Here is a 19,194-nt window from a genome sequence, read left to right as displayed (position 1 = left end):
TCCGACGGCCAGAGAACTGGCTACTGTTATAATTGGTAGTCTGATACCATACGGCGGTCATCTGTCAAGGTGCTGGCGAAAGGTTTACCCTTCCAGGAGCGTACAGCAGCCGTAACCCTGGGAGTTTTTCGCCCCCAGGCCGGCATCCAGGGCCACCTGGAGAAGCTGCGGATCCCCCTGCAACAGGTAGTCGCCCATCCAGCCCTTTATAATGATGTCCTTGTAGCGGGTGATTTTCAGATCCCTCTCCTCCAGGGCGGCCGGCAGGATGCTGAAGCCATCCAGGGGGGCCGGACGCCCGTGAATGAGCAAATGCTTTTTGGCCAGGTTGGCGCCTACCAGTTCGGTAAAGCGGGGTTCAAAGGGTGCGTAGTAATAGGTGTAGAAGCGCCCGTCATGCGACTCCATGGTACTGTATACCACCACCGGAGAAAGCATCCGCACCCGTACCGGTTGTGTTTGCACCCGGGGGCTGGCGGCGGACATCTCCTTCACTTCCAGCCGGGCATCACCCAGGCGGACCTGCCCCTGCCGCAAAAAACCGGTGCCCAACTCCTGCAGGATAAAAGGAATGGGTGAACAGATGACCAGCTTGAGCGGCGGTGAATAAATCAAACGCCCGCTATCCCGGTCATACCTCACTGCCCGGCCCATCAGCCGGGAAAAGGTAAAAAGCTTGAAACGGCGCTTTTCCAGGACAAAGCCCTGCTCATGCAGGTAGGTGCGCAAAACCGGGTTTTGCATCTGGTGATAGATGAGCCCCTGGAGGAGAGTGCCGTAGTGCACCGGAATGGCCACCGGGCCGGGGGCGTGGAAATAGATGGTTAGCTGCATCCTGCTACCTTCCTTTCTGATAACTGCCTGTATAACCGGGGGCAGGACAGGCCGGAATCCACCGGCCATAGGGCTTTATTATGGATTATCATTAACATAATCATGTGAACCCACATGGCGCAAACGCAGGATATTGCCTTCAGGACGGCAGGAAACCCGCCAGTCCTGGTTAAGACGGAAATGACCGATGTTTCCCGGCCTGCCCTCGTAAGTTTCGTAAAGAAGCCCTGTATCCTTACGTAAACCCGCCAGGCCCTGCTCGCGAAAAAGCAGGGACACTTTAGCCAGGGTAGTCTGGATATCCGCCCGCCTGGCTTTGTCCGTGATGTCCAGGAAATCTTTCTCGAAGCTTCGCTCATAAACCAGGGCCGGGAATGGCAGTAGCTGATCACCACCCAGAATTTTTTGCTTGTGCCGTTCCCACATCAACAGTCCCCAGGTGCTCAGGGTATAGCTCCCCTCCCCGTCGTAGTATAGATAGATCTCAGGGATACCCTTTACCTCTTCCTCCTTCGCCATGTAACAGTTTTCCATCAGGGCGAAAAGTGCCGCCTTCTCCTGTAAAACCGGTATTTCGTCCAATACCACCGGCAGACGGGGAATACGTATGAGATCCGCCGATGGCGCTTCGAAAATATAAATTATTTCATCGGCGTAAAACATCCCCAGGGTATTCATATACCCCTGCAAGCTCTTAAAACCGCCCACCAGATTAAAAACAATATGATAGCGGTGCTGCCGGTAACCGGCCAGCGTCTGCTCACACCACTTCACAACCTCGTTTACCCCGGCGGTAAAACTGCTGCAGTCCCTGGTGCTCAGCCCCGGCGGTATCAGAATCTCCACTGAATTAAATCCCAGCCTTTCTAAATGGTCCGCAAGTAAACGGGCCGCTTCCCGGCCCTGATAGGTGTCGGTGGACACAAGGACATGGTGATCCATGCCGGCGGTCCGGGAGTAAAAATCGCGGCCGTAATAACCCAGGAGCCCTCTCAACTCGGCACTCAACTGTGGTAATTCCCCATGGGTAGCATTCCACAGCTCAGCATCCACTTTCCCAATAATTTCATCGATCACATCCCTCTGGTGGGATGTGAGCTCTTTTTCCCCGGCATTGGCCGTGTCTCTGAAGAGCAGGCTTAAATCCTGGTTTTTTTGCCTGTTGACATAATTAGTTAACAGGCTGGTACCCACTGTGGAAACAATCAAGTGAGGCATTTTGTTTCACCTCTCTGGGAAAAGAATCAGTTTATTGCCGCCAGTATATGACCTGGATTGCCGGCTATTATAATCGTCTGGTCTTTTAGCACTGTTTTGAAATATACCGGTAAGACATTTATATATCCATCGTTCTCTTGATCGCTTCGATCTTGGATGTGTTCTTTTTGTTGGGTTTTTTCCACTGGTCTGGTTTAGTCTTTTGGTACCACTCGGCCAGGAGTTGGGCAATCTCACGACGGTCAGCAACTTCCGTATCTACATTTTGCATCCTGGGGAGCCATTTGGTGGTCAAAGCATGCATGAATTGCTCCGGATTGCTGCTGTAACCGTCCTGCTCCATGGCGGCCCGGATGGCACTCACGGGTTCCGGAATTGACGTTGCAAGTTCAGGGGAAACCCCTTCCCCGGCATCACCATCTAGCGGTTCATCCCCCTTCACCCCAGTCTCACTTTTAGGCCACCGGGCGGACCATCTTTCCTCCAGGTCCAGGCGGCGCGTAAAGCGACCGTAACCAACAGCCGTCTTAGCTCCGGCACCGATCCCCGCCAGGGCTTCCTCCAGCCATTCTAGCGCCAGCACACAATCCCGGCGATCCTGCGAGCACTCCGGCCGGCGCGGTGCGATTGCAAACAAAAAGGGTTGGCCGGGAGCCACGGTCAGAAAGGGAATGGGAACAGGATCAAACCAGTCCCCGGGCGGCTGCGGTACCCCCTGCGGCTGGTAGTATGGGGCATAATGAGGTGTCATCACGTCTGCCTGGACCTTTACCGGTCCCGCCGGCAGGGCATCGAAAAAGAGTACACTGCCCACCCTTTTTTCATCTATCCAGCCTGGCGGACCAAAGATGCGCCGGACTTCGTTCGGTTCTACGCCCACCCAATTTTCGGCCCAGGCCCGCACCACCCCCTTAACCGAAGAGCCGGGTAAGAAAGGTACTCCCAACAGGTGGTGCCACGCAAAACCATTTTCCACCGGATGCTCCCGCCCCAGGCCGGTGACAAAGCGCCAGTCGGTGGCAAAGCAGCGCAGTTCACCCTTTAACGCTGTTACCAGGCGGCCCATCCGGTCAATCATCATTTCCAGGTAGGCAGGGGAGCCCACCTTTTTATCGTTTAATTGATCAATCCATTCCTTTTTACCATTTTTCCCATTGGATTCAAGGGACCATTCCCTTTTTTTGGGCAGCCACCGGTTACAAAACTTGTCATACCAGAGGCCGGCATTAAATTCCGCCCTAAAATTGTCCGGAGCTCTATTGCCGGCATAAAGCGGACGCACCAATATTATCGCCTCCCCACTGCTATTCCGGCTTCTTCTTCAAGAATGCAACGGCAAACTTTTTCAACCACTCCAGCCAGGCCAGGGCCTCGGCCTGGGCGTGAAGGTAGGCCTGCCGGTCGTTGCTTACTATGGCTTCCATTAGATCTTTCGCCAGGCGATAGGGCGCCTCGGGCGCATCACGGCAAAGCCATTCCTCCAAAAAGCGATAGATTTTGTAGTGGGGATCGCTTTGGACTCCTTTGGCCTGGGCCAGCAGGGTAGCTGCCGCCTGGCCCAGGCCGTTGGTAAGAATGGTGGCCGGCAGGCTTTCTACGTAGGAAGCGAATTTATCGGCCTTTTCCTCATCACCGGCAAAAGTTTCTTGAACAGCCCGGATTTTTCCCAGGGCATCGGCAGCCCGTATTTGTTCCAATGTTCGCATTATTCCCCTTCACCCCCTGCGGTTAGCCAGGACACGGCGCACCAACCCTGACCCACTGTTTCGTTGGCGCCCACCTGCAGGTAAGGCCGTTCTTTAAATATACCGGCCAGGTTGGCCAGTGCCCCTTCTTTGCCCGCCCGGGCCAGCAAAAGGGCATAAAACAGGCTATCGGGTGGTAGTGTTTCTTCATACCACAGGTTTTCGCTGGTCTTGGTCTCATCATTCAAAACATTGCGGGCGTTAACTGCCAGTCCATAACGGGCGAAATAGGCAAACTCATCGTCACTGATGACCACCAATGAGCCGGACAGCCGCTCCCGCACCGCTTGATGAAGGATCAGGGGTGCAATTGCCCCGGCCAATTCACTCATATCGGTGGTGACAATATCAAAGGACAACTCCTCCAGGAAAAGACGGCCTTCGCCAGCAGCCAGAGCCTGGCCGGGTTCCGGGTGCAGCGGCAAATCAGGCACTGTTACCGGGACAGCGGCCAGTTCTCCATCCCGCCGGCAGCGCTCCAGCAGGTAAGGACAGGTCACCCATTTATAGTGGCCGCTTAAGCAACGGACGGGCAGGAGCAACAGGCGGGCATCGGTGACAGCCACCGCCCCGGCATTTTCCTGCCTGCCAAATGCCTCGTATACCTTTTCATTATCCCGCCCCCACAACTGCTCGGCCCGCTCCCGCAGGGCACCTTTCAAACTGGAACCAACAATAACCGGGTAACCGGTGGCCGCCTCCCGGGCCACGGGCAGATCAATGACTCCTGCAGTCTGGCCACTGCCCGGATGAAGGCTGGTTTCGGCCAGTAAACCAATAAGGGCACTTTTCATCAAATTTCCTCCCTCCACTTACCAATCAGAATCTGTCCAAAGCCGTAAGCAGTTCCGGCACCAATACACTGGCCATGCAGGTTGGCCAGGTCATCCACTTCTGCAACGTCTGCTGCAAAGAACCAGGTGCTACCGGCCGGCAGGAGCTGCACCAGGGGGCGGGGCTCCTGGTTGGCCAGGTCCCAGCCGCCCACCTGCACAACTTTGCCCAGACAGGCAGACACGCATTTTCCCGGAATCCCCGGTGGGCCTTCCCGGATTACTCGTTCCAGGTCTTCATACCACCCGGGGGTAATTAAAGTTGCGGTAAAGTACAGCCTGCCATCGGTATGGGGTGCAGGAATTCCGGGTGGTGGAAGCAGCGCCTGCTCTGCGGCCAGGAGATCTACTTTCACTTCCGCCATGCGCCCCTCCCCGCCCAGGTTTAGCACCCGTCGGGGCGCCACCGGCCATTCTTTTGGAATACCACATACAAGAACGACCAAACCCAGCCCCCTGTCCGGCCGAACGTGGGCGCAGTTATAAAGCATCCCCTTCCAGGCAGTTCGGGTGTTATCATCCCGCTCCAACCCGGTACGGTACTCGGTGGCCCAGAGTTTTGCGCTGTCCTGCACTTCACTGGTTTCTGGCAATCCCCCCTGCAGTACGGTCTGCAGGCCGGAAGGCAAAAGAAATAGATTTTCAGGCAGACCGGCACCGGCCAACGGTGGATCAGGCACCGTAAGACGCACTTCACCCAGATCGCATTTTACCGGATCGCCGGGTATCAGTCGGGTAAAGGCATAGCTTACATCCTGCATCTTTTTTACCAGAAGATGCAGCGGCATGGGAAAGAGCGGCCCTTCAGCCGTCCAGAGATAGGGCCCCCGGAACTGGAGGTCACCCGGATCATCTGGACCACCCAGTTCAGCCGGCCAACCGTTTTTTTGACCCGGTCGCCAGCCCCGTTCTTCGGCCAGGCAGGTACGGATGGCACCCTGCAGGGTGGTTATAAAGGGCGGGAAAATTGTCCGGACCATGGTGTAACCGCCTTCACCAGCATGATAGGGAAGCCCGTCGCGGAAAAAACAGGTGTCCAGAAAACGAAAGGTCCAGCATTGCCAGTTCACCAAACCACCCCCTTCTGGGCCAGGAATTTCACCAGCATGGCGCCATCAAAGGTCAAAGCCCCTTCGGCCTTATGCACCTTGCCCTCTTCGTCCCGCCAGGACCGGCGGCAGATTCCCAACAACCGCTTCATCCTTGCCCTGGCTTCCTCGGGACTGCACTGGCGTTCCCGGTTTTTCAGATATTCGGCCGCCAAAACATCCTCCATGTCCTGGGGAGAAAGATTTAAGCCCGTTTCCTCTTTTAAAATGGCGAAACGTTGACGCAGGTTGTAAAAAAAGCTGCTGTTGAACTCCCTGCTTCCGCGGTCGCTGCCCTGAAATCCTTTAACCAGTTCATCAAATACATTGTTTTCACTACCTCCAATGACAGCCCAAGGAGCGGCCCAGGTCAGAACCCGCCCGGCCCCTTTCCAGACGGTGACGGCCAGACTGTCCCGCCCGGTTTCATCCTTGGCCACATCATCTAAAAGACGGTGGGCTTCACGGTAAACAGCGGTAAGGGGTGTAGAATAGTGGGCGAAAACGATGGCTCCGGAAATGGTACCCCCTCCGGTACCAATACCGCAGTTAGCAAAACTTCGAGTATACAGGAAACGCAGGGCCAGGGCCGCTGGAAGGGCCCCGTCCACCGGTAACAGAGCCAGAACATCATCACCGCCGGCAAAAACAGTAACACCGTTAAAATCTCCAATGACATCTTTTACGGACCAGCTGAAATCGGCCAGGGCTTTGCTGATCACCTCCGGGGAATTCTTCCGTAGTAAAGCTCCAAGGCGATCCCCGTCCATAAGGAGCAGGGCATAGAAAGGGGAGGCAGGTGTTCCCAATTTTTCGAGCTGGCTGGCCAACTGGCGGCGAAGGACGACCGTATCCTCTGCCCGCACCGTCCCCCGTTCCCAAAGATTATTATTGAAGAGAGCGGCTTTATGAAAGCAGTTACCATCCAGGGAAGCAAACTCCCGCCCTTCGGGATTCCCGGCAAGGGCCGCCTGCAGGCAAGCAAAGTGTTCCGGCTCTTCCCGGCGATTGGCACCGGGCAGCCGTCCGGCTTCAACGGCATATTTCCTTGCCTCCTCCGGGTGGTTTGCACACACGCCGGCTAGCCAGGGTATAGCGGCCAGGTACGGTGTGGAGGGATAGCGCCGCGGCACCGGCCAGAGAATTTCCGCCGCCACCAGGGGGAAAAGACGTTTAACCAGAGCCACGGCACAAAGCCGCTCATCCCCGGCCAGTTCATATTCACCCACTTTATCCCGCAGGGCCGCCCAGAAGGATTCCTGCTGCTCTTTTTCCCGTATACGCAGGTAGCCGGAAAGCTCCTGATAGTTCCCCATCAACGTACACTTGTCTCCGGGTTCCACCGGTGGCACGTGGCTGCGCCAGTTTTTGCGCCGGTCCAGAAGGGCCGGGTCATCACCCATAACCCAGCTCATCTCCCAAAATCCGGCTATCTGCCGTTCCCAGATTTCCCGGGTACCCCGACCCAGGCGGGCCACCGGTTGCACATAATCCTGCCACACCTTTTCGGCCAGAGCCCCCCAGGCCCGATTCACCGCTTCCACACAGGCGGAAGGGTTGAAATGATCGGGCACCCTGGCTTGAAAGCGGTTGGGCAGGGTGGCAATCCCCGGCCCCTGGGAGACAATCTTACCCTCCTCCCTCTGCTCAATGGCCGCCAGCAGGCGGTCGGTGATCTTGCCGGATTCATCGGTCACCGCCGGCAGAATTAATTTTCCGCCTGCATTATGCACGGCCAGCATGGCCTGTCCGGCCAGATAGGAGAGGATAAAGGAACCGGCCCAGAAATCCCGGGTCCGCCGCGCCTGGGCCACAAAACCCTGCACCGGGCCGAGGGAAAAGTGCAAATATATTTTATCTTTCACGGCCAGACCACCACCCCATCACGAAAGGCAGATCGGGTTAAAAAGTTTTCAATTTCCTGATAGTTTACCTGGCAAGCAACTTGTACATTATGTCCACCGCCAGACATTTTTATTAATTCTCCCTCTGGCAGGAATATGGCTGGAAGCAGACTCAACACCGCCGCATATTCCCCCGTTGACAGAGCGTGAATATGAATGAAAAGGGGGCTGGCACGCCGTTTGTGGTTGGCAGCATCAACATTTGCCTTTTGCCTGGTGGATAAAAAGAAATAGTTGTGGGGCAGGCCAAAAACCACCCGGCGAGGGTGATCCGGTGGTTGGAGAGTTCGTCCATTAATAACATTCAGGATCATATCGTGATCGTCGGCAAAGTTCTGTTCGGCCTTTTCCCTCCAGGGAAGAACGTGGATACTACCGCTTGCGCGGCCATAGCTGCGGTAGCGCAAAAGCTCTTTTCCCACCTCATCCAAAAGTTGAAGAGGATCGCGTGCTGTTTTAACAATCTTTACCTTTGCCGATAAGCTAAAAGCCGTATAATCGGGGAGGTTCCCTTCTTCATGGCGGTTAATGCTCATCTCCCCGAAAATTTTGCGTATGCCTGCGCAAAGTTCCTCAATGTTTCCGGGAACCACCCATTTCTCTTCTCCGTTATGCCGCAGGGACTCTAAGGACAAAGAACCGAAACCCTTACGCGCCCTGGCCCCTGCGGCACCAAAAAGACCGAGGGCCTTTAAAGCAACCGGCAACAAGCTGCCGATTTGCGGTGAAACGTTATCTTTGAGCATGACTTTTAACGTAAATACCCCGCCATGTTTTAAATACGGCTGCCGCGTCATACCGCGATCAACTACTCCATAACCAAGGTAACCAAGACCATGCCACTTTTTCCAATCCTGGTCGGGCTGCACCTGTTTTAATCCATGGGAATTCATAATGCTGAGAATGAAACCCGCTTGTCCATTCGTACTACCGAAAAGTTCATTTTCTACCTTCTGGACTGCCTGCCAGCTTCCCAAAGAAGGCAGGGCCACCGCCCGAAACCAGAAGCGTAACAAACCCTTGAGCGAAGGTGGACGCAGTTCTGCTTCTGTAGTGGACGATGCCCCGCCCAGGAACAAAGGGGTAGTTACCCGATAAGTGGCCTCCCAGGTATCCGTAAGCCATCCCTCCTTTTGCTATCTCTCCACTCCTCCTGCATCTGCATTAAGGCGGCAGGTGGTTTATAAACCGGCCATTATAATATTCCATTAAATCACCGCTTCCCCCGGGCCCGCTCCCTGATGGCCTGGAGGTTTAAAATCTCAGCCACGACAAAGCGCGGTACCAAACTGTCGGTATCAGGACGCAGGCGCAGGATGGGTGGAAAATAGCCCATGCGGCCGTGCAGCAGGGCCAGCACCACGGCAGCACTGCAGGACAGGGAGGGCAGGTTAATCAACAGCGGCTGTGTCTGCCATTCCTGCGCCGTTAACCCCAGGTTTTCCAGCCGGGAAGCAATTTGTGGTTCCAGGGGTTTGGCCGGATCGATCTGACTGGGGACTTCCACAACCTCCGAGACTTCACAACCGGCCAAACTTTTGATTTCCTGCAAATTGCTTTCCGTTAAAGGGTGGGCAAAGTTGATCACTTTCACCTTCATTGTTCCTCCACCAGAGTAAAATAGGGGGCAAACCGGGCTATTAACACAGAGCGATCCACATTGCCGGCCGGGTAACCCAACCATTCCCGCAGTTTTTCATAGACGCCCCGGAGCTGGTTGGCCACCGTTTGCTCCTGCTTGCACAGCGCAGCAGCAATGGCGGCATTATCCAGCCCCCGGCAGGCCAGGCGGACCACCTCCCTTTCGGCCCGGGTCAGCCAGCGTTCGATAAACTCCCGCTGTCGTTTTACTTCCCCGGCCCGGCTTAGTTTTTCGTACCAGGCTACCACTTCGGCGGGGTCATTCATCTCAGCCACGGCCTGCATCAGGGTGCCGGCCTCGCTCCAGCGCAAAACAGGCACCGGCACCAGCCACACCTTTTCTTCCTCCGGCAGGTGCAGGTGCCGGCCGGCACCGGGCCGCCAGCCTTCCGTGATCAGGTGCCAGACATGATCCTCCGGGCCAAACAAAAGCTGGGCCACCACCATGCCCACAATACCCATCACTTTACGCCCGCCGGAAACACACAGGTGGACAATGTTCCCGGCCTGCCGGGCACGGCGCACTTCCGCGTAGAGGGTACGCAAAAGCCCGCGCAGATCCTCATCGGTACGAAAGTCCCTGACCGCCCCCTCCCTGGAAGTGACCGGAACGGAACGGAGCACCATACCCGGATATGCCGGCCGTGCGAATTCATCCTCAATCACTTTGAGCGCCTCGTAAACTCCGGGGCTTTCCGTATAAATCACCACCGCCTCACCGATATTTCTGCCGCCGGCCAGCAGGCAGTCCAGGGTTATGGTTACCACCTGGGGCTCCACGCCCAGGGTGGCAATGAGCGCTTCAGAACGTCGCCTGCCCTTATCCATATGGCCTAATGAACTGCCCATACCATCACTCTTTCTGTTCAATAAAGCGCATCTTCTGCCGCCAGGAGTGCTCGTGTCGGCGGTGCGGGAAAGCAGCTGTAACCAAACCATCCCCATGCACCCATCGGTGTACGGACACGGCCGCAGCTGCTACCATCCTAACCGGCACGGGTGAAGCAGACCAGGATGGCCTGCTACCATTTTTTCTGGTAACCAACTACCATAAACTTTTAAACGGATCTGCCTTTTTCCAGTTATTCTTTAAACACTTCTTTTAGATCAATTCGCAAATCGTCAAAAAGGTCCGTGCTCACCTGATCGTTTTTCGAATAAATTATAGCTCTCCCGTATTTTCGGTTGTCCGTTAGCATATAGATCATTACTACCTCATCTACCGGATGCACTATCCAGTATTCTTTTACTCCGTGCTTTTCATATAAAGCCAGTTTCTGAATATAATCGATGGAAGCCGTTGACGACGTAATAACCTCCACAATTAAATCCGGGCTCCCCTTGCAACCCCGTTCATCCAGCTTTGACCGGTCGCAAATCACTGCCAGATCCGGCTGAACAACAGTTTTAATCTCTTCGTCCTTTTCGTTTCCTTCCGGCAGGCGGACGTCGAACGGGGCGCAGTATACTTCACAGTCCTTTTCTTTCAGATAATTGTAAAACTCATTGAGCAAGGCAATTAAAACTTTCCGGTGTCTTCTTGATGGGGCGGAACTCATGTTATAGGCAATCCCCTCGATTATTTCCCACCGCTCATCGCCCGGCCATTTTAAGTAGTCCCCATATGTATAACTCCCGCTTTCCTTTTTCCGGGGGAAACCCATCCAAGGCCACTCCTTTTTGAATACCTTTTCAGTAATAATAATTCATCCAATGGATATTATAAACCAATTTCCAGAATAATTTAATTCCAGCTCTTAAGGGGCACTTGTAATTCCGTTTTCTTAATATCAGTAGCAATATATTTTAAATATTTCTCTGGATGATACGGCCAAGGCCGTTCGCTTTGGACAACACAACATCTAACCAGCGATAGCGGATTAATTAAACATTTAAATAATTATTTTAATATGAATTTATAGATCATATTTCATTTAAGTTTGATTTGGGATTATAGAAAACCTTTTCAACCAAATACTCCTGGTTATCATTGCGTATGGCCAAGCCAACACTGCCTGGTCTTATCACTTGCTCACGTAATGTTTCATCTATATCATCTTTCTTTTGCGATTCAAGGAAAAAGTGACTAATCGGCGAACCTGTATCTTGAGCTGATTGCAATAAATCCGTTAAGATTCCTATTACACCGGAACTAATATGGAATTCCTCCATCTCATTATCTCGGTAATCAGTCAGATTGGCAATTTCATTGGTCTGCTCGAATACTTTTTTCATAAGGTCTTCTTTCATCACGTGCCCTGATAACCTGAGGCTACCATACGTTTTATCGTATATGGCCACAAACCTGGTGCCATCTTGGACAATTGGTGGCCTATTTATGCGGAACTTACCGACTGCAAAGTCAATGTCCTGCCGTTCAAATGGAATTGACATCAAAAACGCCTCATATAACAATTTTGCTATGGTATTAATTTCTGGCTCCTGCATATTATTAAAACTGGGGTGTGTCAGGATGACGCCACTTGTAAAGTAATTTCGCGTAAAACGAGGTAAATCAAAATAAATATTCATTCTATGCTCATTAAGGGGATAGTGATAGGATTCTGGCTGTTTAGATCCGCGTTTTTCCTTATAACCAACAACTGATTCCCTGACCTGTATATTTGACTCGAATACTACCAGATCGCCATGACGGCGCGCTTCGTAGATATTACCGCTCGTTAAATTAGGGAAAACCTGGGTGGGAATCATGTTTGGAGTAGTGGTGTATCTCTTTTCCTTACGCACAAGAACCAGACGTGACTTGTTAATAATTTTATATACTCTAAGGGATTGCGTCGCATAATAATATACAGCTCCAGGGTATGCTTCACGTAAAAGTTGACTATAAGACAAAGACCCTTTTTCTTCCTGTATAGGTCCTTGCTTAAGCTGTACTCTAAACTGACTTTCCACATCTCGTAACGGGTACGTATGATTAGGATCATCTCCAGCTTCGGCCTTCATCGCCTGAAGGTCGGCCGGTATTTCCCCAATCCTTTCAGATTTACATAGTGATATAAAACCCTCCGGCCAGACAATGGGACTGGTAAAATCACTTTCATCTACACTTTTCCCGAGCATATTACACATTTGGTCGTGCTCACCGCCTAAACGCGCCAGGCAGAGTGCGTGAATATACTGCACTCTAGGATTTTGTAAATACAGGGCACTTTCACTCAAGGGACGATTAAGTAAACGAAGCGGATCTCTAAAAATAACTTCATCAAGAAAACTGCCGGAATGGATTATATATACCCTGCCTTTACCATGACGCCCAATTCGTCCGATTCGCTGAAATAGGCTCGTCGCTGAATATGGTACTCCAATTAGCACCGCTGTTCCCAGGTGGGGAATATCCAACCCAAGTTCTAACGCACTGGTGCTAACAACCCCTTTCAACATTCCTTTAGTTAATCGTTTTTGAATTAATTCCTGGTCATATTCTTCGTAACCTGCCCTGTAAGGAAGAATGCTTAACGTATCTAACAGATTTCCATCTAACCTGCCGATTGATCCGGATTCATCATCATCACCAACTTGACCGCGTGATAAAATAGACGATATCATTTCTGTCTACTTACGACTATCAATAAAAGCGATAAATCGGTCGGGCTCTTGAGCAATTTCTTTCATAAATCTGGTAACTTCAGTCAAAAATCGGCGATTCTTGGCGGCTTAACTAATAATATCTCAACCTCATATCTGGGTGAAGTGTCAAGCTCAGATCCAATTAAGTAAAACTGCACCCCGAAAAGATTTTTTAGATGAACTTCAGGATTCGCTATTGTTGCTGAGGCACAGATAAATTGAGGACTATTATCTGCCACGGCCATCAAATGGCGGAGCCTTCGGAACAGAAAGGCTGAGTTGGATCCGAAAACGCCAGTGTATGTATGAACTTCGTCAACTACTACAAGCAAGATACTGGCCACAAACTTCATGATCTCTTTGTCGCCAATGTTCGCCAATAGCCACGCATGAATTATATCTGGCGTCATTATTATTACCTGACAGTTTTTAATTATATTTTTTTTCTGCTTAACGGCTAACGTCCCCGTCAATCCGGCCGACTTTAACGTAATCCATACCCGCTTTATGAAGTGCTTCCTGCCATTTGTTTTCCTGTTCTCTACCCAGGGCTTTTAAGGGGTAGATGGCAATGATCTTTGCAGCATGGTTTTTGGCCAGGATATCAATAGCCGCGGCGTAGAAAACCATACTTTTACCGGAAGCCGTCCCCGTCAAGAGGCACACATTTTGAGCTATTTGCGTTGTAAACATTTTTACCCTCTGAGGCTTTTGCGTTGCTCTTCCGTCACGCGCCCGGCGAGAGTGAGCCAGGTGGAAAGGGCCACCAGCTCCGCCACCAGCCTCCCTTTCCTCTGGAGAAGCTCGTCGAGCCTCCTGGAAAGCACCTGGGGGTCCTCTGCATGCATCTTTTTGAGGTAAGTTTCGGCCTTGCGCCACTCCCAGACCTCGGTGACGTTTTCCGGCGGTTTTAAGGAGCTGCCCTTCCCGCCTTGAAGCACGACCGTTTCGGCCCACTTCGGCCACTGCGGCAAGGCGGGACTGCAGCGACACCAGCTCAGCCTCCAGTTTCCCCACGTCGTCCTGCGACCGATGAATCTCCTTAACCAGCGCCTTCAATTCCTTCCACGGCGGCAACAACCCCGGGTCGGGCAGAATCTGCCCGGCTTGAACACATTCTTCTCTGTCACTTACGCCAGCCAATTCGTAAAACCTGGCAATTTCCTGGAGTGTCAGGGGCAGAGCTGCGCCTTCAGGCAGGTCGTCGGGGATCCATCCCAGGCGGGACTCATTTTCCCTCACCCACCTGGCTAGCTCAGGCGGCACCCCTCGCCCTCTGGCAAGTCCTTCTCCCAGCGGACAATTTCGTACTTTTCAATTTCTCTTACCGGCCTTTCCAGGCAGTAGGCCCTGAGTAAAAACTCGACAAGATTGCAGGCCTTTACCGAAAGGCGTTTGTGCCTGGATTATTGAAAAGGTCGTCGCTCCGTGTACTTTTCTCCATCATCCTTGCCAGATTTGGAACGGCCATCTATTCAGCTCCCTTCATTTCTTAAAGGCTTTCTCAATGTTTTTAAAGAGGGGGGCTTTTATGTATATATATATATATGGAATTAAATTACAGCCGTTGCCAATGTTTGAACTATTTCTTCGATCCCGGAATCCATGGGTATAGCTGCGAGGACCAGGTTGACACTCCTTTTACCGGCACCAAGGCAAGCCTTATGGTAAAGCAAACCTCGTTTCTTTAAAGAATCCCAGGTCTGCTTTTGGCAGGGATACACCAAGCTGGTAATTTTCTTTGCCTCAAATAATGTCGAATATGCAAGAACCTGCAATAAATCTGCCCTGTGCCTCTCGCGCAGCTCTTCATCGAGTTTGCCCCACTGGTCACGGCTTAAATCTTCCCAGTGACCTTTATATTTAGCATCAAAAATAATAATCTCCTTTTCACCATCCTGGGCGGATAAACGCTCAAGGACTAAATCCGGCAATAAATATTTTTGTGATCCCACGTAAGGAGGATCCCAGACCAGCGGGGCAACTGTTTCCCTTTTTCTGCCTGTGTGCAGGACTCCCCCAATCCGCCTGGTGAGAGCCGCAGCAATGGTTTCCGCCCAGGCTTCAAAGAATTCTTCCATGGACATTACCCAGGGCAACCCCTGCAAATCACCTAGTCCGGCCAAACCCCGGTCCTCAATGGTCCATTCCATGGCCTGTAAGCCGTCCCGAAAAATCCTGGTCCGCAAGGGCCCCCGGTACCAGGCATTAATTGTAGGAACTGAGGGTTGTTTGGGTGAAACGCTACGAACACGCTCCAATAAAGATTGACAAAGGCCGATTAGCTGTAATACAAACGCACCTGCACTTCTCTGGCTTTCCAAACTGGCCTGTTGTTTACGCAGGGTATAATGGACCGCGGCGATGAATTCCCGATCATCCCGAAGATCAGGATAACGGCAAGGGACATGTAAAAATCTGGCTCTCGTTATCGATGATGTTATATAGCTGGGCCATTTCACACTACCGCGCGGAGCGCTCAGGTCTAATTCGGCAAACTCAAAACGTCTCTCCAGACATTCCAGTAGTTTTTTGATGCGTAAAAGGACAGTTGCTGATAACACCCACGGAGGAATCTTTCTATCGGAGCGCGGAAGCAAAGGTAACTGCAGCAGGGAGGGAATAACCCGCCACCCCATCTTACCAAGCATAGAGCCGATTCCTGGCCAATCAAAGCGTGGCTTTACAATAAGCCCGTAGTCCGGCCTCCCTGAGGTTGGTGAAAGAAGAGGGATAGCGCCTATTTTTGTGCCTGCCTGAAAGATTACATCCACCGAGTGACCATCATAATCTAAGTTTGCAGAGATATTAAAATTCTGAAGAATACCGCTGTTTTGTTGGATAAATTGGTTTGCCAGGCGCGCTGCCTGGGACTGTGGTTCCCGGTGAAGTTGCCCTTTAAGCAGAAAAGTCGCAGGGAGACGAGCAGTTGAGGAGTCAATAACTTCAAAGCAAGGAGATTCCCTTAATTTAACAGGTAAAATGGGGGCACCGGTAAAACTTCTGCGACGTCTCATCGGAGCTCTCATCCCTGCAAGCTTTCTATCCACTGCAATTATTTCATCAATATGGAGTAGGAATGGCTGTTCTGGCTTTTTTAGCGCTTCCGTTGCTGCTTTCATTAAAAAACCAGGTTGCGGCGCAAATCGAAAACCCAGTACATCACCAGATAGAACCGGTGCCAGCCCGCCAATAAAATTTTCATAGGTAGTGTTCGGATGAAACTGAATGGAAAAACCATTTGCCTGATAAGCCTTTTGTAAAATTCGTAAGGCCAACCGGGTCTTTCCTGTCCCCGGAGGACCCTGCAAAACAACAAAACGGCGTTCCCGGAGTAGTTCCTGTACCTCCTCTTCAGTAACATCCGGCATTAAATGGGCAAAATACTCGGACCGGATTTGCTCACTTTCTTCCGCAGCTGCTTTTAAAGGATATATTCCGCGTTCTTCAAACATCAGATCCAGAAAAGCTTTCAGGGCGTCTGCAGTGGCTGCCGTGTCGCCAGTGGGCTGAAAAAAACCATAAATCACTCTCCCGTACCGCTCAAAAACAGCATTATAATCCGGGAAAAGCCGTTTAATGTTACCAGGCAGATCCAGATCTAGGCGAACAGGGTCCTGTTTTGCCCAGGCAATCAAATTCCCTTTGCCGTATTTCTTATTGAGCCAATTACAAATAGCTGAAACCTTTCGGCCATGTCCGGGACGCGCCAGAACCTCTTCATCGGGACTCAGTCCCTGGGTACCCACAACCATAGCCAGTAGACAGGGGGCGTCCGGAACTGGAAAAAGAACGAAACTCATCCCCCCATAAGCACCGGAATCAGGATTTGCGGGATGAATCAGGGAAGCAAAAGTAACACCCTTACCTGCCTGAAAAACTGGTGCTCGAAGGGTTACGGCTTTTTTTGCCTTATCCGGGTAACGTCCTCCATCGGCACCAAAGAGTTCTTCGAAAGCTTTTTTACATCTCTCAGCCCAGTTTTCTACTCCCTGCTTGTGAATTAGATCAATTAACTGCTTCATTTTTTATATTAGCCACTTCTTTCTCCTTCTTGGTGCTTCTGGCTTTGTAGGGTTAGCCTTCCTTGAATATGCCACCCCCAGACACAAAAGCTACCTTTTTAGAAAGGACGCGGGCGTATTCTCCGATCTGGCGGCCAGTTCGCCGGCCTTTTCCCGGATCAGCCCGGTTAAAAATTCTTTCTTTTGCCACCGGTGGGTAATTGGGTCAGCTGCCAGCCCAGGGCCACCGGCAGACAGTTCCACCTGCCGCATGGGGCAGAACCAGATCCTCAGAACTCCTGCCCGCCAGGGCATCCAGGGCCGCTCCCACCTGGTCAAAGTACATTCCTTCTTCATGGCCGGCCAGAAGCATTTACCTTCCCCCCAAATTAAATCCGTACATCGATTATAAGGGGGAAGGAGTGACAGGTGTTTGTCGAAGGAAAAAAGATTTTTATCATCCTCGCTGCAGGCAATTAAACGCCGGAAACATCGAGTCACTCGCCTGCCTACCGCATTAGGAAAGCATTGTAAGACCGAGAAAAGATCAAAAGATTGACACGATGCCTTTTGAACAGGACTATCGTACCCCCTATCCTAAGTATTGCTAAGTTCGCTATATTATAACAAATTTCCTTCCTGATGAAGGAAATTTCAAGGAGTATTTAAGATTGATGTGCGGGTTTTGGGATAAGCATAGAGGCCGGTAAAGACCAGGCCTCTGGCGTTCCGTAATATTTTGCATGATACAGTCCTTTTTATGTCATGCAAAAGTGAACCTCCTCCGGGACAAGCCCGGAGGCTTCTCCGCGAAGGTTTTCCTCATTTCATAGAAATGCTGCCTGCTAAAGCGCAGGTCTTACGCTTTCCTCGTGAGTGTCAACCCGGCGTTTACCGGGAGGCCCGGTCCATAGGCGTCTACTACTTCGCCTTTCGGCTACGTAGATACGTTAAGCGGCTTTTTTCGGTGTCAATACTTTCGGCCGCAGGTAGTTCACCGTTGCGGGCAACTTGCGCCCCTTGGTGAACCCATCGTTTACGGACTTATCCAGGATGCCGCTCGCTCCCAATACATCCCGGTGGATGCCTGTGAACCCGCAAGAAGCATTACCGCACCGATACACGCGCGCATTTTGTTTTGGTGTATTCCCCGCATACCGGGGGCAGGTGCCGGAGGTGCCGCGCTCGTCCACCGCCGTCAGCTTAATGCCGCGGCGCTTGAGCTTATATTCCAGCAGGTCGCGCAATTTGCCAAAGGCCCACTGGCCAATGCGCTGGTTATGTTTTTTGCCGCAGTCCTTCTTGCGCACGCTTTCCGGGTCACCGATGTAGACTGTTTTGACGTTCCTTTGCAGGCACCAGCGGACGGCGTTGGCGGATATGGTGTGCAAAATGTGTTCCTTTTGCCGCTCAATCCAGTTGAGAAAGCGGTATTTTTTAGCCAGCAGCCGTTTGCGTTTCCGGGAATTTTTCTTCGTTTTGGAGATGGCCCGCTGGAATTTGCGCAGTTCCTTGTTTTTCAACCGATTGAGTGACCGGAGCAACCTGCCGCTGATCACTAAAGCATCATTGCCGTCGGTGATTGTCACGGCATGCACTTCGCCCGGGTCAATGGCCGCAGTAACGTCGCCTCGGACTTTTAACGGGGCCGGTTTTTCCACCGTTACGTGCAGCCAGTATTGATTCCGGTGCCAGACCAGTTGCGCTTGATGGACTACGGTGTCGGTAAGCCTTTCTGGCAGTTTTACAACCAGAGGTTCCTTGCCCCGGCCGTTGGAAAGCCTCAGTATCCGCCCCATATGGTGATGGCTGGTTCTTTCCAGGTGACTGTGAAAAACCTTTTCCGGCGGTAGGGATATTTCCAATCGGTGTTGCCCTGTACGTGCAATTCCCTGGTACGTTCACAGCACTCAAAATAGGTTTCAACCAGGGCCTGTACCGACTGGGAATGGATGCCGTATTTGTTTTTGACCAGGGTTTTAATCGCACCCTCTTTCAGCCAGTAATGATATCTGCCGTATACCGTGCGGTGAATGTTGCAGGTGGCGTTCCAGACTTTGGCCGCTTCCATTTGCAGGTTACGGGCTAAAACGGTTTGCTTTTTGGTGAGATGCAATGGAAATTTTTCCACCAGGATGTCCACGGTTTGTTTGGTGGTCCGCTTTAGTTTCTTGACCGCATTGTTTTTGCATCGGCTCATTTGGTTTCACCTGGTTCAAATAACTTAACAATTCCTGATACACTGTACCATTTCTTGTTAAGCGGCCTCCCCATGACCAGGCTTTACACCTCCGTGGAAATATTTCCTGGGGTGACAGAGAGACCTCGGCCCCGGG

General features: G+C 51.9%; 18 protein-coding genes and 1 pseudogene. All 19 read right to left on the bottom strand.

The genetic code is table 11. The features are described from left to right. Window positions 1-84: 84 nt before the first annotated feature. The gene (cas6, locus tag GFC01_RS14455; protein ID WP_152947876.1) at window positions 85-834 is read right to left on the bottom strand and encodes a CRISPR-associated endoribonuclease Cas6; all 750 of its coding nucleotides are present in this window, start codon (window positions 832-834) and stop codon (window positions 85-87) included. Window positions 835-912: 78 nt separating this feature from the next. After that, complete coding sequence (locus GFC01_RS14450) at window positions 913-2,052, bottom strand: CRISPR-associated protein (protein ID WP_152947875.1); 1,140 nt, start codon at window positions 2,050-2,052, stop codon at window positions 913-915. Window positions 2,053-2,170: 118 nt separating this feature from the next. After that, complete coding sequence (gene cmr6, locus GFC01_RS14445; protein ID WP_341474010.1) at window positions 2,171-3,334, bottom strand: type III-B CRISPR module RAMP protein Cmr6; 1,164 nt, start codon at window positions 3,332-3,334, stop codon at window positions 2,171-2,173. Between the two features lie 22 nt (window positions 3,335-3,356). Continuing rightward, a complete protein-coding gene (gene cmr5, locus GFC01_RS14440) occupies window positions 3,357-3,758 on the bottom strand; it encodes a type III-B CRISPR module-associated protein Cmr5 (RefSeq protein ID WP_152947873.1) in 402 nt (133 codons plus the stop codon). Continuing rightward, a complete protein-coding gene (gene cmr4 / locus GFC01_RS14435; RefSeq protein WP_152947872.1) occupies window positions 3,758-4,591 on the bottom strand; it encodes a type III-B CRISPR module RAMP protein Cmr4 in 834 nt (277 codons plus the stop codon). The genes cmr5 and cmr4 overlap by 1 nt, the downstream gene beginning before the upstream one ends. Next, window positions 4,591-5,700: a type III-B CRISPR module-associated Cmr3 family protein gene (locus GFC01_RS14430; protein WP_194174967.1), complete on the bottom strand. Its 1,110-nt coding sequence runs from the start codon at window positions 5,698-5,700 to the stop codon at window positions 4,591-4,593. The genes cmr4 and GFC01_RS14430 overlap by 1 nt, the downstream gene beginning before the upstream one ends. Next, the gene (locus tag GFC01_RS14425) at window positions 5,697-7,583 is read right to left on the bottom strand and encodes a Cas10/Cmr2 second palm domain-containing protein (RefSeq protein WP_207707627.1); all 1,887 of its coding nucleotides are present in this window, start codon (window positions 7,581-7,583) and stop codon (window positions 5,697-5,699) included. Before GFC01_RS14425 ends, GFC01_RS14430 begins: the two co-directional genes overlap by 4 nt. After that, a pseudogene (gene cmr1 / locus GFC01_RS14420) lies at window positions 7,580-8,707 on the bottom strand (type III-B CRISPR module RAMP protein Cmr1); the annotation flags it as partial. The pseudogene cmr1 and the gene GFC01_RS14425, both read right to left, overlap by 4 nt. 128 nt (window positions 8,708-8,835) lie before the next feature. Continuing rightward, window positions 8,836-9,222 carry a CRISPR-associated protein Csx15 gene (csx15, locus tag GFC01_RS14415; RefSeq protein ID WP_152947869.1) on the bottom strand — a complete coding sequence of 129 codons (387 nt, stop codon included), beginning with the start codon at window positions 9,220-9,222 and terminating at the stop codon, window positions 8,836-8,838. Then, entirely contained in the window at window positions 9,219-10,133 is a 915-nt protein-coding gene (locus GFC01_RS14410; protein ID WP_243137609.1) for a CRISPR-associated protein Csx14, read from the bottom strand. Before GFC01_RS14410 ends, csx15 begins: the two co-directional genes overlap by 4 nt. Window positions 10,134-10,345: 212 nt before the next feature. Then, a complete protein-coding gene (locus tag GFC01_RS14405; protein ID WP_152947868.1) occupies window positions 10,346-10,927 on the bottom strand; it encodes a Uma2 family endonuclease in 582 nt (193 codons plus the stop codon). A gap of 259 nt (window positions 10,928-11,186) precedes the next feature. Beyond that, a complete protein-coding gene (locus tag GFC01_RS14400) occupies window positions 11,187-12,833 on the bottom strand; it encodes a helicase-related protein (protein WP_152947867.1) in 1,647 nt (548 codons plus the stop codon). An 83-nt stretch (window positions 12,834-12,916) separates the two neighbouring features. Then, window positions 12,917-13,327, bottom strand: coding sequence for a DEAD/DEAH box helicase (locus tag GFC01_RS20230; protein ID WP_152947866.1), 411 nt, complete (start codon window positions 13,325-13,327; stop codon window positions 12,917-12,919). After that, a complete protein-coding gene (locus GFC01_RS14390) occupies window positions 13,305-13,547 on the bottom strand; it encodes a DEAD/DEAH box helicase (RefSeq protein ID WP_152947865.1) in 243 nt (80 codons plus the stop codon). The genes GFC01_RS20230 and GFC01_RS14390 overlap by 23 nt, the downstream gene beginning before the upstream one ends. A gap of 2 nt (window positions 13,548-13,549) precedes the next feature. Next, window positions 13,550-13,828 (bottom strand): hypothetical protein, encoded by a 279-nt coding sequence (locus GFC01_RS14385; protein WP_152947864.1) that lies wholly within the window; start codon window positions 13,826-13,828, stop codon window positions 13,550-13,552. Window positions 13,829-14,407: 579 nt separating this feature from the next. Continuing rightward, entirely contained in the window at window positions 14,408-16,879 is a 2,472-nt protein-coding gene (locus GFC01_RS19490; RefSeq protein ID WP_243137608.1) for an AAA family ATPase, read from the bottom strand. Window positions 16,880-17,084: 205 nt separating this feature from the next. Then, entirely contained in the window at window positions 17,085-17,231 is a 147-nt protein-coding gene (locus GFC01_RS14370) for a hypothetical protein (RefSeq protein ID WP_152947863.1), read from the bottom strand. A 577-nt stretch (window positions 17,232-17,808) separates the two neighbouring features. Then, complete coding sequence (locus GFC01_RS14365) at window positions 17,809-18,657, bottom strand: RNA-guided endonuclease InsQ/TnpB family protein (protein ID WP_243137607.1); 849 nt, start codon at window positions 18,655-18,657, stop codon at window positions 17,809-17,811. After that, window positions 18,642-19,058: a hypothetical protein gene (locus tag GFC01_RS19485; protein WP_243137606.1), complete on the bottom strand. Its 417-nt coding sequence runs from the start codon at window positions 19,056-19,058 to the stop codon at window positions 18,642-18,644. The genes GFC01_RS14365 and GFC01_RS19485 overlap by 16 nt, the downstream gene beginning before the upstream one ends. Window positions 19,059-19,194: the final 136 nt, after the last annotated feature.

This window comes from Desulfofundulus thermobenzoicus (genome assembly GCF_009428905.1).
Lineage (GTDB): Bacteria > Bacillota > Desulfotomaculia > Desulfotomaculales > Desulfovirgulaceae > Desulfofundulus_A > Desulfofundulus_A thermobenzoicus.
Note: the sequence above shows the minus strand (reverse complement) of the source record. Positions and strands in the feature narration are given on the sequence as shown.

What these genes read in the sequence shown, in the direction of transcription:
- cas6 (WP_152947876.1), bottom strand. Translation starts at nt 834, where the DNA reads ATGCAGCTAACCATCTATTTCCACGCCCCCGGCCCGGTGGCCATTCCG.
- GFC01_RS14450 (WP_152947875.1), bottom strand. Translation starts at nt 2,052, where the DNA reads ATGCCTCACTTGATTGTTTCCACAGTGGGTACCAGCCTGTTAACTAAT.
- cmr5 (WP_152947873.1), bottom strand. Translation starts at nt 3,758, where the DNA reads ATGCGAACATTGGAACAAATACGGGCTGCCGATGCCCTGGGAAAAATC.
- cmr4 (WP_152947872.1), bottom strand. Translation starts at nt 4,591, where the DNA reads ATGAAAAGTGCCCTTATTGGTTTACTGGCCGAAACCAGCCTTCATCCG.
- csx15 (WP_152947869.1), bottom strand. Translation starts at nt 9,222, where the DNA reads ATGAAGGTGAAAGTGATCAACTTTGCCCACCCTTTAACGGAAAGCAAT.
- GFC01_RS14405 (WP_152947868.1), bottom strand. Translation starts at nt 10,927, where the DNA reads ATGGGTTTCCCCCGGAAAAAGGAAAGCGGGAGTTATACATATGGGGAC.
- GFC01_RS14400 (WP_152947867.1), bottom strand. Translation starts at nt 12,833, where the DNA reads ATGATATCGTCTATTTTATCACGCGGTCAAGTTGGTGATGATGATGAA.
- GFC01_RS14390 (WP_152947865.1), bottom strand. Translation starts at nt 13,547, where the DNA reads ATGTTTACAACGCAAATAGCTCAAAATGTGTGCCTCTTGACGGGGACG.
- GFC01_RS19490 (WP_243137608.1), bottom strand. Translation starts at nt 16,879, where the DNA reads ATGAAGCAGTTAATTGATCTAATTCACAAGCAGGGAGTAGAAAACTGG.
- GFC01_RS14370 (WP_152947863.1), bottom strand. Translation starts at nt 17,231, where the DNA reads ATGCTTCTGGCCGGCCATGAAGAAGGAATGTACTTTGACCAGGTGGGA.
- GFC01_RS14365 (WP_243137607.1), bottom strand. Translation starts at nt 18,657, where the DNA reads ATGGGGCGGATACTGAGGCTTTCCAACGGCCGGGGCAAGGAACCTCTG.
- GFC01_RS19485 (WP_243137606.1), bottom strand. Translation starts at nt 19,058, where the DNA reads ATGAGCCGATGCAAAAACAATGCGGTCAAGAAACTAAAGCGGACCACC.